The following is a 20,713-nucleotide window of genomic DNA, read 5'->3' as shown; positions in this document are numbered from 1 at the left end:
GTTAAGAATATTTGCTCATGGGGAGGTGTTTATGCCCGTTTGAATGTGGATATGGTACATTTCGAAAAATATATAGACCAACTTTCAAAATATATGGACCAACTTTCAAAATATATGGACCAACTTTCAAAATATATAGACCAACTCCGAAAATATATAGACCAACTCCGAAAATATATAGACCAACCTAAAATTATATAGACCAACTAAATCGTATATGGACCATATCATGTTATATATGGGACAAGAATGATTGGGTACAAATGCCAAGCCCCCAATAGCCCCCAATAACACCCAATGTCTCCCCCACTTCACCTAAACAAACCAAGAAACAATTCCTTAAACGCATCACTTGCAGGGGATAAACTCTGCTTTTTGTTTAACAAGTAAAAATGCCGTTTTAACGAGAGCCCCCTAATCCTGGTTGTCTTCAAAATTCCTAATTCCGCTTCTTTTTGAATCGCTGTTTTAGAAATGATTGCTGCACCAAGGCCGGATCCTACTGCTGACTTGATCGACTCCGTATTTTCAAGCTCCAAGATCACATTCAGCTTACTAGGGTCTAATTTGTTTTCCAACAATTTTCGTTCCAGAACCTGCCTTGTCCCTGATCCTCTTTCTCTCATAATGAGAGGCAATAAGACCAATTGGTCGAGCTCAATAAACTCATCCACAAGCAACGGGGATGGAGATGACATCGATGAAATGATCAATAGCTCATCTTCTAAAAAAGGAATGATTTCTAATTTTTCATGATGAATAGTCGCCTCGATAAAGCCCAAATCAATTTCCCCACTAAGTAGCTTATCGATAATTTGATGGGAGTTATCAATTTTCATCTTAATATGGACTTTAGGATATTTTTTTATAAAAGCACTGAGGTGGTAGGGAAGTAAATATTCCCCAATCGTCATACTGGCACCTAAGCGCAAATCTCCATGAATTGTATCGGATAGTAGGGCTAGTTCTTTCTCCGCCACATTCACCAGCTCAATAATTTGTTCTGCATATTGATACAAAAGCTTGCCGGTATCCGTTAACTCCATTTTTTTCGTGCTTCGGTCAAATAAGCTGGTGTTTAAATATTCTTCTAGATGTTTGATTTGTAGACTAACGGAAGGCTGGGACAAATGAAGAACCTTGGCTGTTTCCGAGAAATTCTTTTTCGTTGCCGCAATATAAAAAACTTTCAGGTGGTCAAGAAACATATGGATTTCCCCTTAGGATTAAAGAAGATACAAAAGGAACGGACCTAATCCAACTAAAGCGGCGAATCCTAATATCCCGATGAGGGCCGGTTTACTTCCAGCTCGTTTAAACTCAACTACGTTTATCCCTAAACCAAGCGCCACCATAGCCATGGACATAAACAGACCGCTTAAGGAAAGAATCCCACTTGTAATACTTTCCGGTAGAGACACAAACGTATTGATTAAACTAAATCCTAAAAATCCAAAAATAAACCACGGAATCGGTAAGTCTTTTATATCTCTTTTCTTATTTTCATCAGCTTGCTTATCGTTCTTATTATATAAGAAACCGATCACAAGAGCGACTGGAATAAGTAAGGCGACCCGACCGAGTTTTGCGACGATAGCTGATTCGCTGCCAATATCACCACTTGGTGCGGAAGCGGCAATCACATGGGCAACTTCTTGTAAAGTTGAGCCAACTAAGACACCATAAAGCGTTGGATCAAGGTTGAAAGATTGATAGACGAATGTATAAACAAGTGTGCCAAACGTTCCAATTGTCGCGATGATGGCGACTGCGAGTACAGTCTGTTCTTTTTTAGCCTTAATTACCGGGGCCACCGCTGCTATGGCTGCTGCACCGCAGACTGCTGTCCCAACTGCGATTAATACCGCTAGTTTTCGATCAACAGCCGCTGCCTTCCCGATCAAAATCGTGATGATGAGGGTAAAAATAATGACAATTACATCGATAAATAAGACAGAAACTCCAGTATTCAGGATTTGCTGAAAATCTAAACGGATCCCCATAAGTATGATCCCAAGTTTTAATAAATACTTGCTGCTAAACGTAATTCCTGCCGAATATTTCAACGATGATCCAATTACCGCATTCCAGAAAACACCTAATAAAATCGAGATGATCATTACTCCCATAATTGAAAGGAAAGGGGCTTTTGCAAGTTGGTTTGCCATAAACGATAAAAAGAAGGTTAAAAACAAGCCACAGGAAATGGTTTTTATTTTACCGTGGAGCTTCCCTTTTAGAGGAACGTTCATATATTGATTAGCCTCTGTCACTCTTATTCGTTCCAAATACATCCGATTCAGCTCCTTGAAAAGATTATATAATTAACGATAACAGATAAACCGGACGTTTATTATTTAACTATTTAATCCTAACTATTAATTTTCTTAATACTACTTAGCTACTGAAAAAAGCGATTTATCTTCCAGACTGACAAAACAAATTCCCTAAATTAATCATATATTCCTCTATAAAGCTATAAAAATCTTAGTACAAGTATCTTTTTAACAAAGATCTTAAGGGTATAAAGCATATCTACATATATAAAGGAGGAATTTTGTTGAAGGTTTGTAGAAAAAAATCGATCGCAGCAGTTGTAGTGCTTCTCACCATGATGATTCTTGCGGCATGTGGGACGGACAAGGGAAAGGATAGCGGTGATAAAGCTAGCAATACTAAAGAGGATAAGCCTAAGTTTATTAGTATTGTAACCGGTGGGACGGGAGGAACCTATTATCCATTGGGCGGCTCGTTTGCAAAAATTATTTCAGACGAAACAGGTATTCAAACGAACGCGGAGGTTTCAGGTGCTTCAGCAGAAAATATGAAACTGCTTGATAATGAGGAAGCAGAGCTAGCATTTTCACAAACAGATATTGCTGCCTACGCCATTGAAGGTAAACTTATGTTTGAATCGAGCAAGATCACGAATGTACAGGCGATTGGAACCCTTTATCCTGAGACGATTCAAATCGTAACGACGAAAAAATCGGGGATCAAATCGGTAGCCGATCTAAAAAATAAAAAGGTGTCAGTTGGAGCTCCAGGGTCAGGTACTGTCGCCAATGCAGAGCAAATTCTTGAGGTCCACGGCATGACATTTGCCGATATTCAAAAGCAAGATCTTTCCTTTGACGAATCGACAGCCGGACTGCAGGACGGCACGATTGATGCCGCGTTCGTTACTGCCGGGACTCCAACAGGTGCAGTGGAAAGCCTGGCTGCAACTGAAGATGTGGTGATTATTCCGATCGAACAGGATAAAATCGAGGCGTTAATTAAGAAATATCCATATTATACAACCGATGAAGTGGCCTCAGGTGTCTACGGATTAGAGGAGAAAGTAAAAACTGTAGCTGTTCAGGCAATGCTCGTTGTTCGCTCCGATCTCTCCGAAGCGGTTGTTTACGACATTACGAAAGCTATTTTTGAAAATACAAATCAAGTGACACATGCCAAAGGCAAGCTGATTATGGCGGAAAAGGCATTAAACGGTGTTGGAATTCAGGTTCACCCGGGAGCACAAAAATACTTTGATGAAAAAGGGATTAAGGCCGAATAAGCTATTTTTGAAAACAATTTGATAAAAGATAGACCAGTTGATCGGTCTATCTTTTCCATTTTTTAAAGGAGGGGAGTATGACAATAAGAAAACGGATTACCCTGCTCATATTATTAGTTGTTCTAACTACTGCAGCATTGTTCATTCCTTATAAGCAAGCTCTTGTGTTTGAATATCAAAATACAAACAAATCGATCGCCTTCATTCCGTTTAATACAGACTCAACCTTCCAAATCAAGTACACCCATTCCATTCATTTAAGTAATGTGATAGAAAAATTTCGGGTAAAACACGATGGTAAAATGGAACTTTATGAACTGGAGTATGAGGATTTTGCGATTGGAATGCCAGCAAATGCAGGACCTGGCGAGACCTTTGAGGTGAAAAACGGGAAATATTTTATACAAAATATGAAAAAAAGCTTTTCGGAGATCGATTTACGTGTTGGTCAAGTCAAGGCCAATCATACGGTAATCTATCAAAAAAAGTATTATCCTTTATCCAAATTTATTCAACCTGGAACATGGGTCCGCATGAAAATAAAGAAACTAAATTTAATTCAGCTGTTGAGGGGAGTGAACATCCTTGAATCTTGAATTGGAGAAGCTAACGAGAGAGCAGCAACAGGCGCTGATGGAAAAATACGATCCAGAAGCTGCTTCTAGGAAATTAAGCGGTTATTTAGGCTGGGCGGTCTTTTTGGGATTGCTGGCATTTTCTTGCTTTCAGTTATATACCTCAATCTTTGGGATATTAACAGCCCAGCTGCAACGCTCAATCCACTTAGGCTTTGCCCTTGCGTTAATTTTTCTTCTTTTTCCTGCGCGAAAACGACAGTTATCAAAGCATAAAGTGACCTTATTTGACCTCATCCTTTCGATTATTTCTGTTGTGGTAGGGGCGTATTGGCCATTAAATATTGATCAATTGGTAATGCAGGCGGGGCAGCTGACAACTGTTGATTTTTATATTGGACTAGCCGCATTAATCCTCGTATTAGAAGCAACAAGACGGACAGTTGGACTGCCAATCACCGTTATAGCCGGTTTATTTTTGATCTATGCCCTGTATGGTCCTTACATGCCAGGTTTTATTGCTCATCGCGGGCTATCGTTAGAACGTCTTGTTCAGACGATGTTCTTTACGACAGAAGGAATTCTTGGGACTCCACTTGGAGTATCGTCAACGTTCATTTTCCTTTTCCTTTTGTTCGGCTCATTTTTAATAAAAACAGGAGTAGGAGAGTATTTCAATGATTTGGCCCTTATTGTAGCGGGACGAAGAATCGGGGGCCCGGCTAAGGTAGCCGTTTTCTCAAGTGCCCTACAGGGAACGATCAGTGGAAGCTCGGTTGCTAATGTTGTAACATCGGGAGCATTTACGATTCCGATGATGAAAAAATTAGGTTATCGGAAAGAATTTGCCGGTGCAGTCGAGGCTGCAGCTTCTACCGGAGGACAGCTCATGCCGCCAATCATGGGAGCTGCTGCTTTTCTTATGGTTGAATTTATTGGAAATGGCATTTCCTATTGGGATATCGCAAAAGCCGCTGCCATTCCAGCCGTTTTATATTTTACCGGAATCTGGATTATGACCCACTTAGAGGCAAAACGAATTGGTCTGCGCGGATTAACGAAAGAAGAACTGCCTGACAAAAAAGTAGTACTAAGAAAGCTATATCTATTAATCCCAATTGTCATTGTTGTGCTTCTGTTAATGTCAGGAATGAGCGTAATGCGCTCGGCGATTTGGTCGATCGTTGTAACAGTAGTAGTTAGTGCCATCCGGAAAGAAACAAGAATCGGTGTTAAAGGTTTTATCGAAGCATTAGTTGATGGTGCACGTACCGCTTTAAGCGTGGCCGCAGCCACAGCCTGTGCGGGAATCATTGTTGGAGTTGTAACGAAAACAGGGCTAGGACTTAAGCTGGCGAATGGATTATTAGATCTTGCAGGTGGAGCGTTAATCCCAACTTTATTCTTCACGATGATCGCCTCGCTGATACTCGGAATGGGGTCACCGACAACGGCGAATTACGTAATTACCTCAACAATTGCCGCACCCGCGATCATATTATTGGGTGTTCCAGATTTGTCGGCACATCTTTTTGTCTTTTATTTTGGGATTATTGCTGATATAACCCCTCCGGTCGCCTTGGCTGCTTTTGCTGCAGCAGGAGTATCTGGTGGAGAACCAATCAAAACAGGAATCGACTCCGCAAAGTTGGCGATTGCAGCGTTTATTATTCCATACATGTTTGTGTTGTCACCTGAGCTATTAATGATTGAGACGACAATTGTATATTTAGTTTGGGTTGTTTGTACTGCACTTGGTGGAATGATGATTATTGGTGCCGGGATTATTGGGTTTTGGTTTCGGAAGCTATATTTATCGGAAAGGATTCTAGGGATTGTCGGAGGTTTATGTCTGATTTATCCGGAAATGATTACGGATATCATCGGAGTCAGCTCCTTCATTGTTCTACTCGCTTTACAACGATTCATAAGGCTAGAAAAATCAGCTGGTTAGTTATTAATGATGGGGATAGCCGAATTTGGGCTATCCATTTGTTTTTCTAGCGCAGCCGTTTTGCAGGTATAGCCGATAGTATATTTTCAATTTTAAAGCGCCGAATTTGGTCTCTGAGATAACAAAAAGCATAGACGTATGTCTTGTCGATGGAGTTCACTAAGATTTTTCGATTTGAAAATTGCTGATTGTTTGCTATATAGATAATCTCTAAAGGCATTTTTTCAATCATCGAGCGTGAAAGGAGTCTTTCCATTTTTATCACCCTTCAACATTTTAGTATACTTTTATTGTATTCAGAACAAATGTTCTGTATACCTGAAAATATTGAGAAACTTATATGGTATGAGTCCATTTATTGTGTTTTCCAATAACGATGTTGTTTTTTGTCTTTCGACATCAGCAAAAGTCGATTGCCTGCTATTTTTGCATCAGGGTGTCATTTTCTGCGCTTGCCTAGGAAATAAAGGAATATTTCCGTATTTCTCCAAACGAAAAAACGCCGGTACCCACAACGGATACCGACGAACTTTAATCTTTATAATTGTTCTCCATTTGTACCAATCACATTTTGATACCAATAGAAAGATTTCTTCCGTTTACGCTCAAGTGTTCCGCTGCCATCATCGTGCTTGTCAACATAAATGAAGCCATAGCGCTTGGAAAATTCACCGGTTGATGCACTGACTAAGTCAATGCAGCCCCAGCTTGTATAACCCATCAACTCAACGCCGTCTTCAATCGCTTCACCCATCGCTTTAATGTGCTCACGCAAGTAATCAATTCGATAGTCATCATTAATGGAGCCATCTTCCTCGACATTATCATAAGCCCCTAAACCATTTTCCACTACAAAGAGGGGAACCTGATAACGATCGTGAAGCTTGTTTAAGGAGATGCGCAATCCTTCAGGGTCGATTTCCCAGCCCCAATCACTTGCCTTCAGGAATGGATTTTTCACTCCGCCGATGATGTTGCCTTGTGATGCTTCTAATTCTGTCTTAACTTTTTTCTCTGTACGAGACATGTAATAGCTGAAGCCGATATAGTCAACAGGATTTTCCTTCAACAACTCAAGATCACCGTCTTGAGTTTCTAATTCAATGCCATGCTCCTTGAAATAGCGCTTAATGAAAGCAGGGTACTCACCACGAACTTGAACATCGGCACAGAAGTTGTTGAAGAGGCGCTCCTCTTGAAGGGCAAACATGACATTTTCCGGATTGCTATCAAAAGCGTAAACCGGTGCGAAGATAACCATACAGCCAATCTTTGAATCAGGAATGATTTCGTGACATGCTTTTACCGCAATACTGCTAGCAACAAATTGGTGATGGAATGCCTGGAAAGTAGGTTGGTAACGGTCTTCTTCTTTATGGATCGAGAAGCCAAGACCCATAATCGGCATCACTAAGCCGCTATTAATTTCATTAAAAGTCATCCAATATTTTACTTTGTTTTTATAACTGTTGAAGATTGCATTTACATAGCGCTCGAAGAAGGTGACCACTTGACGATTTCTCCAGCCGCCGTATTCCTTAACAAGGTTAACCGGCATTTCATAGTGAGAAATGGTTACAACCGGTTCAATTCCATACTTGTGTAATTCATCAAAAACACGATCGTAGAAGGCAAGCCCCGCTTCGTTTGGTTCTAACTCATCGCCATTTGGAAAAATTCGTGTCCAGGCAATCGACATACGGAATGCTTTGAAGCCCATCTCTGCAAATAAGGCAATATCTTCTTTGTAGCGATGGTAGAAGTCGATACCTTCATGATTTGGATAAGAATATTTGCTTTTATCAATTTCAAAGTTAAAACCAGGTTCCTGTAAAATCGATAAACGCTCTTTTCCTCCAGGAAGAACGTCGGCAATATTTAACCCTTTATTGCCTTCGTGAAATCCACCTTCCATTTGGTTAGCAGCTGTTGCCCCTCCCCATAAAAATCCTTCTGGAAATTTATTGCCAACTGTATTCATTTTGTTTCCTCCTAGTAAAAATATTAAGTAAACCTCTTATCTTTAGAATGAATATATAAAAATTAGAAAAGGGGGAGGGAAATCCCCCTTATTTTTACTTATACTAATAAAGCCATGAATGCATCTCGTGTTTCAACATGTCCTTCCTTGACAGGTTGAATCGATTGATAACGATCAGGGTTTGTAATAATAATTGGTGTCGTTAAGTCGTAGCCCTCAGCTTTAATTGCTTCCAAGTCAAAGGTTACCAGAGTATCACCAACATCCACAAAGTCACCATCTTTAACATGTGCAGTAAAATGCTTTCCATTCAATTTAACAGTATCTAAACCAATATGAATAAGAATTTCTGCACCGTTATCACTCGTAATGCCAATTGCGTGTTTTGTTTTAAAAATAGTCGTAACTCGACCAGTGACGGGAGATACAACTTTTCCTTCAGTTGGCTGGATGGCAAAACCCTTTCCCATAATCCCGCTTGAAAACGTAGAGTCCTTCACTTCACTTAATGGTTTTACTTCACCTTTTAATGGGCTAAATAATTTTTCAGCGGCGACGATTACATCTGGTGATGAACCATCAGCTTTACTTTGATCACCATCTGTCGTTTCTTCCTCATCACTTTCAACATCCTCAAAGCCCATTAAATACGTTGCAATAGCACCAGCTGCGAAAGCAATTGGGAAACCTAATACTGCTAATACAAATCCTTCACCGATAAATGATGCAATCCCTGGTAAACCGGCATTACCGCCAAGGATATAGTATTTTACGCCTAAAGCACTGTAATAAGCTCCTCCGACAGCACCACCGATTAACGCTCCGATAAATGGCTTCTTCAATCGCATGTTAACGCCATACATAGCCGGTTCGGTAATCCCCATCACAGCAGTTAAACTTGTCGTCATCGCAAGTGATTTAAAAGATTTATTTTTTGAACGTAAAGATACTGCAAATGTTGCCCCAGCTTGCCCCATATTGGCCATGAACATTGAAGGTAAAATCAAGTCGTACCCCTTTGTAGCGAGATTGTTCATCGCAATTGGAAGAAAAGCATAGTGCATACCCGTCATAATAATTAATGACCATGTACCACCTAAGATTAATCCAGCAAAGATCCAGCCATGTTCAAATAATGCGCCAACTCCAAAAGAAAGCAAGTTTCCAAGATAATTACCTAGAGGTCCAACCGCAATTAGCGTCACAGGTACCACAATTAGAATCGTTAACGTTGGAACAACAATCAGTTTAAACATGCTCGGAATAATCCGGTCGACCCATTTCTCAACATAAGATGCAATCCAAATTGCCAGTAAAATCGGAATTACCGTAGAAGAATAGGTGACAGCGGTTACAGGTAAACCGAGAAAAGCAACCTTTTCACCTGAGCTTAATAATGCGGTTAAGGTTGGGTGTAAGAGGGCGGCCCCGATTGCTGCTGCTACATAAATACTGCTTCCAAATTTACGCGCTGCACTAACTGCTAATAATATAGGCAGGAAGTAAAACGCTCCGTCGCCAATTGCATTCAAGATGGTATAAACTTGACTCTCATTTGTTAGCCAGCCAAGCGTCAGTGCGATGGCGAGCAATCCTTTGATCATACCGGCACCGGCAATCGCAGGAAGAATCGGTGTAAATACACCGGAAATCACATCAAAGATAGAGGCAATCACATTTTTACTATTGCCAGATTTCTTTGATTTGCTATCTGCCTTAATGGAACTGTTTTCTAAAATGGCGGTATATACTTTTGGTACATCGTTCCCGATAATAATTTGAAACTGTCCACCGCTAATATTTGTGCCCATTACTCCAGGAACCTTCTCCATTTTTTTGCGGTCCACTTTTTTTATGTCATGTAGGTTAAATCGTAATCTTGTCATACAGTGAATCATGTGCTGTACGTTTTCTTCGCCGCCAACAAGCTCAACAATACTTTTAGCTGTTTTTGTATAATCCATTACAGTACCCTCCTTATTTTTGAAAAAAAATAACCTGAGGAGCAGGAGAGGGCATATTTACCCAACTCGAGCTTCTCAGGTTTTGCCTGCTTAACCAGTAACAATCCTGTTTGATTATGATTTAGTTTTAACAAAGCGGATGAAGATATTCGTAAGCATGGCCAACGCTTACGAGTTCTCCATCATTCAGGGAATAAAAAAAAACCTAAATTGCAAGTCAAAGGTGACATTGCAATTTAGGTTTTGCCTGCATGATCAGTAACAATCCTAACAAATCAATATTAATTTGTGATATTAGAATAGCATGCGCTTTCATTTCTTGTCAACGCTTTCTTTAGAAAAAATTAATTCCGATTTACAACCCTCTCGATATGGATCGTAAGATAGGCCATTTCTTCCTTCGTAATCGTATGCCTATAAGTTTTTTCAATAAAACTTTTAATCTTTTCCGTGCAGTGAAATGCATCCTTGTGCTTATCCTTAACCAATTCATATAAAAAATCATCGCGACTCTCGAAATGAGTTTCACTAAAAAGGCGCTGGGCAAAAAACTTTAAATGGGTGAGAAAGCGGAAATAATTTAATGATTCCTCATCAAGCTCAATTTTGAAATGATACTTTACGATTGTTAGAACATCTTGAATTAGTTTCGTTATATTCACCACGTTTGGCATTTCTTCATTTAACTCAGCATTGACGATATGCATGGCAATAAAGCCCGCTTCATCCTCAGGAAGAGAAATGCCCAACTTGCTGTCAATCATTTTTAACGCTTCTAAGCCGATACAAAATTCATCCTTATAAAACCTTTTAATTTCCCAAAGCAAAGCATTATTAATTAATAAGCCCTTTTGATTTCGTTCAATCGCAAAATTTATATGGTCGGTCAACGAAACATAAATGCTGTCATTAAGCTTTTTGCCGATTCTTTCTTTGGCACGGTTAATAATCTCTTCAGAAACCTCCATGTATTCTAAAGGGATTTCGTAAAGTAATGTTTTAAATTTTTCCGAAACATCCTTGTTGTCGAGCTTAAACACCTTTTCGATTTTACTCTCGTCTACAACATCACCAGGGCGTTTCTGAAAAGCAATCCCTCTGCCCATAATTACGGATTCTTTATTTTGAGCATCGATAACACTAATAACATTGTTGTTAATTACTTTAGCGATTTTCATCATAATCACCTATTGTAGTAAATTTTGGAATAAAAAAAACCTAAAACTAATGATGAGCCTATTAGTCTTAGGTTTTGCCTGATTGAACAGTAACAATCCTATTGCGGTAAAATATAATTAGATAAATATTATCATGGTTCTGCATAGTTGGCAATCACTTTGGAATGGGATTATACTGTTTGAAATTGTTAACCGATAAGATAATAATAAACCAATATTCTGTTGTACTTTTTAAAAGGAAGGGAAGGGGGTTGTTATGGACGAACAAAGGGAGGAAACCATTCAATATGAAGAGCCAACTGTTGAAGACTTTCTGATCGAGGAGGATGACCCGGGGAGAGAGCGGAGAAAAAAGCGCCGAAAAAGAATAATCCGTTCTAGCGCCGCAATTATCGCAGTTGTTTTTTTGATCAGCAGCTTTTCGATCTTTACCACTTTTTTTAATTTGCCAGCCCTTGAATTTTTGAAAACATCATTTCAGTTATCCCAGCGTGAGGATATCCAACAATTCAAAAAAGCAGTGGTGGCTGTTGAAGGAAATAACATAAAAGGAACAGGCTTTAATATAGCAGCAGACGGATATATCATCACCAATTATCACGTAATCGAAAACATGAAACCGATCGTCGTTCATTTTTCGGATGGACAAGTTTATAAAGCGACCGTGGAACAGGGGTTTCCAGAAATAGATGTAGCATTTTTAGATATTAAAGGGGAAGATTTACCTGTTCTAACATTGGACAATAAAGCTAGTTTGGCAGAGGGGAATGCGGTCTTTGTTATCGGTAATCCGTTGGCTTTTTACCAAATTGCCAATAAGGGCGAATTAATTGGCCTAAGGGGTGTAAATGATATTGAAGTTCCAGTTCTCGGAATCACGGCTCCAGTCTATCGAGGTAATAGCGGCAGTCCTGTGATTAACGAAGAGGGAAAAGTGGTAGGAGTGGTGTTTGCTTCGACTATTCCGAGAGTCAATAAGGGGGAAAAGCTGGAGGGGCTGGCGATTCCGATCGAGGAAGTTTTGCGAAGGTTGCCGTAGTTTTTTAGTAGGTTGATTTGCAACAGGGTCATGGTTTATCCGCGGAAAATGGCCGTTTATCCGCCTGAAAATCGATTTATCCGCCGAATTGCTGTATTTATCAGCCAAACTCGAAATTCAACACAATCTGCCAAAAGACATTTCACTAAAACAGCTCTGAATCTTGGAATACTTGTTCCATTTTAATCCATACTATCAGTGATATTGAATGAATGGAGTGGTAAGGAGATGGAAGATTATATTCCTCGAAATGAAACGGAAGCCGCACTGCATGAATATAAACATGGGCTAGGCACTTTTACGCAAAAAATGCCGGAAATCGCCCGACATTTCAATGAGTTTACTGAGGCATGTTTTAAAGAAGGCGTCCTATCCCAAAAGGAAAAGCAGTTAATTGCGTTAGGCATTAGTGTATATTCACAGGATGAGTATTGTATTATTTATCATACGAAAGGCTGCCTTGACCAAGGCGCAAGCGAAGAAGAAATACTTGAAGCCTTAGGGGTAACCGCTGCGGTTGGCGGCGGCGCAGCGATGAGTCAAGCGGTAACACTAGTTCAAGATTGCATTTCTGATCTTAATCAAATGACACAATGATAGGTGGCCGGAATGGATACTAATAAAAGAACTTATTCGTTAGCTAAAAGAAAAGAAGAAAAAGAAAGTTTAGAAATTAGTTCGACTGGCTATGGATTAGAATCGGTGTCAAATTCAATCGAAGAAGACCGATCAACACAATCTACCAATGATGATAATCCTTCTTGTGGAGGATTATAAAAATACTAACCAATCAGAAATGTGAGGGCATCGTCCGAAAATGGATGATGCCCATAATTATTTACTCGACTTTGATTTTGATTATCGATACGGCGTTATAGCCATAGCCCTTTTGATTCCAAAAAGCTGTTAACGGTTGAATTCGTCCGGCGGTATCCTTTGCCCTTGAGTAAATTGTGTACTCACCTTTTACTCCAACGTCCCAGTTGTAGGACCAATTGACCCAAGCATAGGTTTGATACTGGTTTTTGTGAAGGGTGGTTTTTCGCCAAGTATCTCCTTTATCAAAGCTTATTTCTACCTCGGAAATCACTCCTTCTCCTGTCCAAGCAATCCCGTTAATTTCATGACTCCCCTTTGGCAAGATTGTTAAATGTAGAGGCTGAAGAATGGTTGAATTTATATTCATAGTTGTAACCGGAAAACGGTCTTTGTCCTTGTCTCTTTGAGGATAATATACATAATCTTCTGTTTGAAAGTGGCCTTCAAAAGGACGGTCGATTACTTCAAGTCTGCTGAGCCATTTTACTGAAGCCATTCCGTACCAATTCGGAACGATTAATCTAAACGGAAAACCATGCTTTAAGCTAAGCGGTTGATCATTATATTGAAAGGCAATCAACGTGTCGGGATGGAGGGCTTTTTCGATTGGAAGGCTTCTTGCAAAATGGATATTTCCTTCGACTCCGGGTTTCTTCCCGCTGTCCGCTCCGTGAAAAACAATTTCTTTAGCCGATTCAGAAACCCCGACATTTTTAAGAAGCTCAATCAAAGGAATCCCCGTCCATTTTCCTTGGCTGATCGCTCCATCTTCCCACTGTTCGCCATACACTTTTGGGACAAAATAGTTCCGCTTATTACCTGCGCACTCAAGTGGAGTTACAATAGATTTAGTAGGCATAGAAATGATTTCATAATAATGTAAGTAACGAGGCTGTCTTACTTGACCGGAAATTTGCAACCATAAATGATTTTGGGTGAGAAAAGGGTAGGGAAAATGGTTTCGTAGATAAAAATATTTCGTTGGTGTTTGCCAATAATTAAGAAAGTGGATAGGGGATTCCTGATTTTCTGGCTCTAAGCTTCTTGTTGTTAAAAATGGGACAATCCGTTCCCTTTCCATGTGATCACCTCACTTCATACTTATAATATTCCTATAGAAATGTGGTAGAACGCTAAGTTTCCTGAATACGAAATGATACATGGATCCAGAATTGGGTGCGTACCCAGTAAAAGGATAGTAAACTACTAGAAAAATTTAGCAGAATCACAAATAAAAACGGTTGGAATTCCATTTCCAATAGTCTAATATAAGAAAAGTACATAATTTGCAGGAATACCACGCAAAGGGGAGAAAAGTTGTTGCTAAAAAGATTTATAATTGTCTCAATTGGTTTGCTTATTCCGATACTTTTGGTATCATGTTTTGTGGACGTAGAATCTACGAATCAAAAAGTTGAAGAAATTGGCCAAGAGAAAAGGGAATTTACATCTTTAGACGAACTGGGAAATTTTGATTGGAAAAATCAAAATCATTTTGATTGGGATAAGCTATACTTCTCCAAACAAGATTTCAAGGAAATACTGCTCCGAATAACCGATGAAAATGAAAACGGAAAATCGCTTTATAGTGATGCTGAACTTGTTGATAATAAAACGGTTGTTTTGACAGTTAATAATTCTGATGGAGCGTCATTTGAGAACTTAATCCAAGCTGCCGTGATGGATACGTTTATTCGGCAATTTTATGCTCATACTGAATTGTTTGATGATCAAAAGGATCCCGTTATCCGCTCACAAGACTTAGCAGGTACAGTGATTGCAGAAAATAATGGCCCAATTGATTTTGATGAAGACACTGGCCGTCCTAAAATTTTAGGGACATTCAAGCTTGGGGATAAAGTAGATGTTGAAGGAAACATTATTACTTTTACGAATGCTCAGTACACTGATCAACGGGTTGAGTTTGAAGAAAACCAACCGGTCAAAGTATTGTTATTAGATCTTGAGTTCCAAAATGATGGTCAAGCTGAAGCGTTTATTACTGATTCAGACTTTGAGGTCTATGACTATAAAGGTGATAAAATGGATACCTATCCAGTTGCTTATTTTAATGGGAAAATTCAACCTGGAAAACTACTGAAAGGTCAACAGACTTATGGTGTATCAGGAAAAGGCCCTTATAAAATCTATTATAAAAATAATATCACTGGAGCAAAAGCAGCATGGGTTATTGATGTGAAGTAAGGAAAAGAAGTCTCCTTTTCTAGGGTGTGCGACATGTCCGGTGAAACACAAAAAAATTGAAAATTTAACAAATGGAGGAAAAATATTAATGTCTCATTTACCAAATTGCCCAAAATGTAATTCAGAATATACATACGAGGATGGAAGCCTTTTTGTCTGCCCCGAATGTGCACACGAGTGGTCTTTAGAATCTGTATCTGAAGATACAAAGATTATTAAAGATGCTAATGGAAATGTATTAAACGATGGCGATACCGTTTCAGTCATTAAGGACTTAAAAGTAAAAGGGAGCTCATCCGTTATTAAAATAGGTACAAAAGTTAAAAATATCCGTTTAGTCGAAGGCGACCATGATATCGATTGTAAAATTGAAGGTTTCGGCGCGATGAAATTAAAATCAGAATTTGTTAAAAAGATCTAAAGCTGGTTCCATACAATGTAAAAGCAGGAAGCTTGAAAATGGAGCTCCTGCTTTTTACTTTTATAATAGATAGTTGGCTTGATTGGAGTATCTCAATAATTCTTAAATCACTTACTCTATAATTGTTTTTTTATAAATTTAGGGAGGTTTTTTAAGCCAATCATACGAGCGTAGGTAAATAGTTGCCCTTTATGGTGAATTTCATGTTCTCTCATTATTTGCAACACATGCCTACCTGGAAGCTTGGTTCCTAATAGCTGGGTTAAATCAACAGGGTTTTCCAATTGTTTAGCTGTTAAGCTTTCAAGATTATTCCTGGTATTTGACGTTACTTCAGCTAAAAATTGTTGTAACTGTAAAGCGGTTTGAACCTCTGGTTGTTGTCCGGATGGTCTTACTGCAGATCCTTCTATCACGGCCCTGACAAAGTAATCTCCGGCATTCCCTATGTGAAGCACTAGATCCTTTAAACTCAAAGCTTTGTCCCAGGGCTTAAAGAGAAGATCATCGTCTGAAATCATTTCGATGATTTCATTTGTAACGAGCCGATGACGAAGCCAGCTATCTACGATTGATTTTTTGGTTGTATTCATTATTTTCCTCCCAATCCAACAGAATAGATATTTCCAATATCCAAGTGTATTCTTGAGGATTGTAAAAAAGAAGAGAAAAAAAGCCGACTTCAGTCAAAGGTACGTCTTAATCAGCAAATGAGGAGGATTCATTTATGCTTCATTGTAGCTATTAAAAACTGAAAATAAAATTATATCAAAATAATTATAAATTTCGGTTTTTAGATACCGAAATTGTATCTAGCGAAAATAAAAAAATTTTAATTTATCAACTGTTACTTTTTGTCTTTTTAAAATTGTCAAAAAAAAACATCAAAAAAATTGTTGCGTTTCGCCCGGAAGAAAAGTAAGATTACTATTGTGATATATTAAATTTATCTGAAAAATTATTTTTTTCTAAAATTATGTATTGACATCATAGGAGGAACAAAAAATATGGAAAATAAGTTACCATTTTCGAAGTATTTCGTTGTAGGAGTAATGTTGTTTGCATTATTCTTTGGTGCAGGCAATTTAATCTTTCCAGCATCTCTTGGACAAAATGCAGGTTCAAACGTTTGGCAGGCAGTAGTAGGATTTTTAATTACGGGTATTGGGCTGCCATTCTTAGGAATTTTAGCAATGGGCATCTCGGGAAGTAAAAACCTGCAGGAGCTTGCAGGCCGGATTCATCCGATGTATGGTGCTGTTTTTACTTCATTATTATATTTAACAATCGGGCCATTCTTTGCAGCACCAAGAACCGGCGCTGTTTCATACGATATCGGAATCGCTCCGTTTGTTGGTGAAAGCTTTGGACAAGTAGGATTAATTGTATTTACACTTATATTTTTCGGAGTTACCCTTTGGTTTTCTTTAAATCCAGCAAAAATCGTTGATAATGTTGGGAAATTCCTTTCACCAGGAATTCTAATTCTTCTTTTTGTATTATTGATTATGGTCGTTGTTAAACCAATGGGTTCTATTGAAGCACCTCAAGAAGCTTATGCAAGTGGCGCGTTCATGAAAGGCTTCATGGAAGGTTATAACACGATGGATGCACTCGCATCACTCGTGTTCGGTATCATCGTTATTAATGCGATTCGTTCGATGGGTGTTACTTCTACTCGTGGAGTCCTTATGGCTTCAGCAAAATCGGGAGTTGTTGCAACAGTATTCCTTGGAATCATTTATGTAGGAGTTGCTTATTTAGGAGCAACTAGCACAGAAATGTTTGGCCTACTTGCAACTGGTGGCCCTGTACTTGGCAAAACAGCAGCGCATTATTTTGGAACAGCAGGAACGGTTATGCTTTCTGTCATTATTCTTCTAGCTTGTCTTACAACGAGTATCGGTTTGATGACAGCATGTGGAGAATATTTTAATACTTTATTCCCTAAAATTAGCTATAAGAAGTGGGTTCTGTTCTTCTCTTTAGTTTCATTAATCATTGCAAACTTTGGTTTGTCGAACATTATTAATTACTCTATTCCTGTATTAATGTTCTTATATCCATTAGCAGTATCATTGATGCTTCTAACGTTTTTATCTAAATTATTTAACCATTCTCGGATTGTATACGTTGCAGCTACAGTAGTAACATTTATGATCAGTATCATTGATGGTTTTAAAACATTCTGCGCTTTAATCGGAATCGAATACTTTGGATGGATGGTGCCAATTGTTTCATTTTATGAAAAGAACTTGCCATTATACAACGAAGGACTTGGCTGGTTGCTTCCGGTTTTAGTTACCATTGTAGTCACTGGAGCTATCGCTCGCGTATTAAAAGCTTCTGGATTGCGTTTGAAAAACAAAACAGAAACTGCTGCATAATCCATTAAAAACCTCTCCAATTGGAGAGGTTTTTTTAGTGACTGGAACACTGTATTATAATAAGAACAAAGTAGATTTATTTTTTCTCAAGGCTGTGTTAAATTAGTCTGTTGATTTCCGTTCCAGGTGCTCGCTTTCCGCGGGGGAGTCCGGGAGCCTCCTCGGCGCCATAGTGCCTGTGGGGTCTCCCGTGACACCTTCTCCCGCAGGAGTCTCCCACCTTTCTCTCCAATCAACAGAGTGTTCAAAAATCAACATTGTTCTTTTAAACAGCTTTTCTCAAAAAGAAAAAAGGTTTCATCATATACATCGAATAGATAGGAATAGTTGTCTTTTGTGCCTTCCATATAGCTTCTTTTTTGATAAGAAGAGGTAGCAAGGGGTGTTAAAATTAATATGGAACTACAAATAAAAATTAAGCAAAGGATACCAACGAGCGTGACCATAAAACATTCCTCCTTTATTTTTCAAAATAAGCTTATTTTATGAAACGCATTTCAGAGCAAGAAGATTTTTCAAAAAGGTGAGTTCAAAATGGCGAATATAAAAGACATTGCAAAGATGGCAGGAGTATCCGTAACAACAGTATCGCGTGTATTAAATCATCATCCATATGTTAATGAGGAAAAAAAGAAGGCTGTTTTGCGAGCCATCGAGGAATCAAATTACCAGCGAAATATTAATGCCGTACATTTAAGCAAGGGAGAAACCTTTTTGATTGGAGTGGTTGTTCCATTCACGAATCACCCTTATTTCGGCTTGCTTGTGGAAGGGATCGCAAATGAAGCGGTGAAAAACAAATACAAATTGGTTCTCATTCAAACCAATTACGAGGAACAGCGTGAAATTGACGCCTTAAATATGTTGAAACATAAGCAAATTGATTCTTTAATCATCTGTTCGAGAATATGTGAATGGGAGAGAATAGAGGAGTACCAGAGGTTTGGACCGATTATTTTATGTGAGGATACGGAAGGTAGAAAGATATCATCAACTTACATAAACCATTACAACGGTTTCTACAAAGCCCTAGAATATCTTCATCAAAAGGGACATCGCAGGATTGGGTATACCATCGGAAGAAAATCAGGAGCCAATAGTAAACAAAGAGAATTGGCCTACAAAGACTTTTTAATGGAGATAAATGAACTATTTGATCCAAATTACATTTTCTACGATTGTTATAATTTTGAAGATGGGGAAGAAGTGGTAGAGCGGATCAAAAAAATGAATAACCCGCCATCTGCACTTTTAGTAACGAGCGATATGGTTGCAGCAGGTATTTTAACCTGCTGTAAAGTGCAAAACATTTCGATCCCAGAGGAACTTGCGTTAATGGGATTTGACAATCAACCCATTGCTAAAATTATGAACATCACAACACTTGAAATCCCACTAATAAAAATTGGAAAGAAACTGTTTTACCAAGCAATGGACCATACAAATATTACGCATGAGAAGATATTTGTGAAATTGATTGAGCGAGACACTGTGTAAAAAAGAAGAAACCCAGGATTGAAGCCAATCCTGGGTTAGTTTACTTTATTATTGTTGTTCAGTTAATTTTTCAATGTTTGGTTCTACACCAAACCATTCTTTATAGATCTTAGTGTATGTTCCATTTTCAAGAACTGTATTTAACGCTTTATCCATATCAGCTTTTAGCTCGCTGCCTTTTGGTAACAATAAACCGTAGAATTCTGGTTCAAACGCTTTGTCATCTTCAATCACGACAAGCTTATCTTTAGGATTGTTTTTCACATACTCTTCAACCACTGTGTTATCTGCTACTACTGCATCAACACCGCCGTTTTTCAATTCCATAATGGCTAAAGGAATGTTTTCGAACTTCTTAAGATTCTCGTTGTTTTCTCCAAATAATTTTTCAACTGCAGCTTGTCCAGTTGTTCCGTTTTGAACGGCAATTTTCTTGCCTTCTAAATCAGCAGCCGTTTTTACAGTGCTGCCTTCTTTTACAAGAATCATATTTGTTGATAAGAAGTAAGGAGAAGTAAAGTCATAGCTAGCTTTACGCTTATCGTTAATCGTAATAGCAGATGCTGCTAAATCTGCACGCTTTCCTTCAATCTCAACAAAAATCGGATCCCAGCCAACATTTTCGATTTTCACTTCGTAACCAGCTTCTTTAGCAACAGCGTTCATTAAATCAACATCAAAACCTACGATTTCACCTTTGTCCATATATTCAAATGGAGCATATTCTGCAGCTGTCACAACACGAAGTGTTTTCTTTGATTCCTTTGTGTCTCCTGCCTTATCTTCGCTTGTTCCACATGCAGTTAAGATGAAAGATAATGAAAATAATAACACTAACATTAGCTTAAATTTTTGTTTCATTTTAAAATGCCTCCTAAATAATATGTTTTCTCTCTTGTTGATTATTTATTCAATAATTATTTTTTCAACATAACTTATTGTAATCGCAATTGCTTAAATATGCAATACGGTGCATAAAAAAACTTTTTTGTAATCAAGACCATCATTTTTAAAAAGGGCTGTCTTAAAGCTCAGTGTTGATTTTTTACACATTGTTGATTGGAGAGGAAGGCGCTTGACTCCTGCGGGAGCAGCGGGACAGGTGAGACCCCACAGGAGCTTTAGCTCCGA

Annotated in this window: 19 protein-coding genes; 10 read left to right on the top strand and 9 right to left on the bottom strand. The window is 38.6% G+C overall.

Annotated elements, in window-relative coordinates:
* Positions 1 to 311: 311 nt before the first annotated feature.
* Both ACI48O_RS17420 and ACI48O_RS17415 read right to left on the bottom strand, forming a co-directional pair.
* Complete coding sequence (locus tag ACI48O_RS17420) at positions 312 to 1,208, bottom strand: selenium metabolism-associated LysR family transcriptional regulator (protein ID WP_435563126.1); 897 nt, start codon at positions 1,206 to 1,208, stop codon at positions 312 to 314.
* Between the two features lie 18 nt (positions 1,209 to 1,226).
* Positions 1,227 to 2,294, bottom strand: coding sequence for a YeiH family protein (locus tag ACI48O_RS17415; RefSeq protein WP_435563125.1), 1,068 nt, complete (start codon positions 2,292 to 2,294; stop codon positions 1,227 to 1,229).
* A 266-nt stretch (positions 2,295 to 2,560) separates the two neighbouring features.
* Between ACI48O_RS17415 and ACI48O_RS17410 the strand changes: the two genes are divergently transcribed.
* The 3 genes from ACI48O_RS17410 (at position 2,561) to ACI48O_RS17400 (ending at position 6,091) form a co-directional block, all read left to right on the top strand.
* Positions 2,561 to 3,562, top strand: a complete 1,002-nt coding sequence (locus tag ACI48O_RS17410; RefSeq protein ID WP_435563124.1) for a TAXI family TRAP transporter solute-binding subunit — start codon at positions 2,561 to 2,563, stop codon at positions 3,560 to 3,562.
* Between the two features lie 77 nt (positions 3,563 to 3,639).
* Complete coding sequence (locus tag ACI48O_RS17405; protein WP_435563123.1) at positions 3,640 to 4,158, top strand: DUF1850 domain-containing protein; 519 nt, start codon at positions 3,640 to 3,642, stop codon at positions 4,156 to 4,158.
* A gap of 37 nt (positions 4,159 to 4,195) precedes the next feature.
* Positions 4,196 to 6,091, top strand: coding sequence for a TRAP transporter permease (locus tag ACI48O_RS17400; protein WP_435563195.1), 1,896 nt, complete (start codon positions 4,196 to 4,198; stop codon positions 6,089 to 6,091).
* 46 nt (positions 6,092 to 6,137) lie between these two features.
* Here the strand turns inward: ACI48O_RS17400 and ACI48O_RS17395 are convergent, their stop codons facing one another.
* The 4 genes from ACI48O_RS17395 to licT form a co-directional block, all read right to left on the bottom strand.
* A complete protein-coding gene (locus tag ACI48O_RS17395; protein WP_435563122.1) occupies positions 6,138 to 6,347 on the bottom strand; it encodes a WYL domain-containing protein in 210 nt (69 codons plus the stop codon).
* 282 nt (positions 6,348 to 6,629) lie between these two features.
* A complete protein-coding gene (locus tag ACI48O_RS17390) occupies positions 6,630 to 8,072 on the bottom strand; it encodes a glycoside hydrolase family 1 protein (RefSeq protein ID WP_435563121.1) in 1,443 nt (480 codons plus the stop codon).
* A 98-nt stretch (positions 8,073 to 8,170) separates the two neighbouring features.
* The gene (locus ACI48O_RS17385; protein ID WP_435563120.1) at positions 8,171 to 10,036 is read right to left on the bottom strand and encodes a beta-glucoside-specific PTS transporter subunit IIABC; all 1,866 of its coding nucleotides are present in this window, start codon (positions 10,034 to 10,036) and stop codon (positions 8,171 to 8,173) included.
* A 344-nt stretch (positions 10,037 to 10,380) separates the two neighbouring features.
* Positions 10,381 to 11,214 (bottom strand): BglG family transcription antiterminator LicT, encoded by an 834-nt coding sequence (gene licT / locus ACI48O_RS17380; RefSeq protein WP_435563194.1) that lies wholly within the window; start codon positions 11,212 to 11,214, stop codon positions 10,381 to 10,383.
* A gap of 256 nt (positions 11,215 to 11,470) precedes the next feature.
* Between licT and ACI48O_RS17375 the strand changes: the two genes are divergently transcribed.
* The 3 genes from ACI48O_RS17375 (at position 11,471) to ACI48O_RS17365 (ending at position 13,030) form a co-directional block, all read left to right on the top strand.
* A complete protein-coding gene (locus ACI48O_RS17375) occupies positions 11,471 to 12,253 on the top strand; it encodes a S1C family serine protease (RefSeq protein ID WP_435563119.1) in 783 nt (260 codons plus the stop codon).
* A gap of 228 nt (positions 12,254 to 12,481) precedes the next feature.
* Entirely contained in the window at positions 12,482 to 12,850 is a 369-nt protein-coding gene (locus ACI48O_RS17370; protein WP_435563118.1) for a carboxymuconolactone decarboxylase family protein, read from the top strand.
* Between the two features lie 12 nt (positions 12,851 to 12,862).
* Positions 12,863 to 13,030, top strand: coding sequence for a hypothetical protein (locus ACI48O_RS17365; protein WP_435563117.1), 168 nt, complete (start codon positions 12,863 to 12,865; stop codon positions 13,028 to 13,030).
* Between the two features lie 61 nt (positions 13,031 to 13,091).
* On the opposite strand, the gene ACI48O_RS17360 is transcribed toward ACI48O_RS17365, so the two are convergent.
* Positions 13,092 to 14,153 carry a sulfite oxidase gene (locus tag ACI48O_RS17360; RefSeq protein ID WP_435563116.1) on the bottom strand — a complete coding sequence of 354 codons (1,062 nt, stop codon included), beginning with the start codon at positions 14,151 to 14,153 and terminating at the stop codon, positions 13,092 to 13,094.
* 239 nt (positions 14,154 to 14,392) lie between these two features.
* Here ACI48O_RS17360 and ACI48O_RS17355 point away from each other — a divergent pair, with 239 nt between their 5' ends.
* Both ACI48O_RS17355 and ACI48O_RS17350 read left to right on the top strand, forming a co-directional pair.
* Positions 14,393 to 15,277 carry a DUF4352 domain-containing protein gene (locus ACI48O_RS17355; RefSeq protein WP_435563115.1) on the top strand — a complete coding sequence of 295 codons (885 nt, stop codon included), beginning with the start codon at positions 14,393 to 14,395 and terminating at the stop codon, positions 15,275 to 15,277.
* 88 nt (positions 15,278 to 15,365) lie between these two features.
* Positions 15,366 to 15,698: a zinc ribbon domain-containing protein YjdM gene (locus ACI48O_RS17350; protein ID WP_435563114.1), complete on the top strand. Its 333-nt coding sequence runs from the start codon at positions 15,366 to 15,368 to the stop codon at positions 15,696 to 15,698.
* 116 nt (positions 15,699 to 15,814) lie between these two features.
* Here the strand turns inward: ACI48O_RS17350 and ACI48O_RS17345 are convergent, their stop codons facing one another.
* A complete protein-coding gene (locus tag ACI48O_RS17345; RefSeq protein ID WP_435563113.1) occupies positions 15,815 to 16,291 on the bottom strand; it encodes a DinB family protein in 477 nt (158 codons plus the stop codon).
* A 414-nt stretch (positions 16,292 to 16,705) separates the two neighbouring features.
* Here ACI48O_RS17345 and brnQ point away from each other — a divergent pair, with 414 nt between their 5' ends.
* Complete coding sequence (gene brnQ, locus ACI48O_RS17340) at positions 16,706 to 18,085, top strand: branched-chain amino acid transport system II carrier protein (protein WP_435563112.1); 1,380 nt, start codon at positions 16,706 to 16,708, stop codon at positions 18,083 to 18,085.
* Positions 18,086 to 18,619: 534 nt separating this feature from the next.
* Positions 18,620 to 19,582: a LacI family DNA-binding transcriptional regulator gene (locus tag ACI48O_RS17335; protein ID WP_435563111.1), complete on the top strand. Its 963-nt coding sequence runs from the start codon at positions 18,620 to 18,622 to the stop codon at positions 19,580 to 19,582.
* A gap of 48 nt (positions 19,583 to 19,630) precedes the next feature.
* Here ACI48O_RS17335 and ACI48O_RS17330 read toward each other — a convergent pair whose 3' ends face one another.
* The gene (locus ACI48O_RS17330) at positions 19,631 to 20,443 is read right to left on the bottom strand and encodes a basic amino acid ABC transporter substrate-binding protein (RefSeq protein WP_435563110.1); all 813 of its coding nucleotides are present in this window, start codon (positions 20,441 to 20,443) and stop codon (positions 19,631 to 19,633) included.
* Between the last annotated feature and the right edge of the window lie 270 nt (positions 20,444 to 20,713).

Origin of the sequence: Neobacillus terrisolis (assembly GCF_051233475.1) — a bacterium.
GTDB lineage: Bacteria > Bacillota > Bacilli > Bacillales > Cytobacillaceae > Bacillus_BU.
This window is presented reverse-complemented; position numbering and strand designations above follow the sequence as displayed.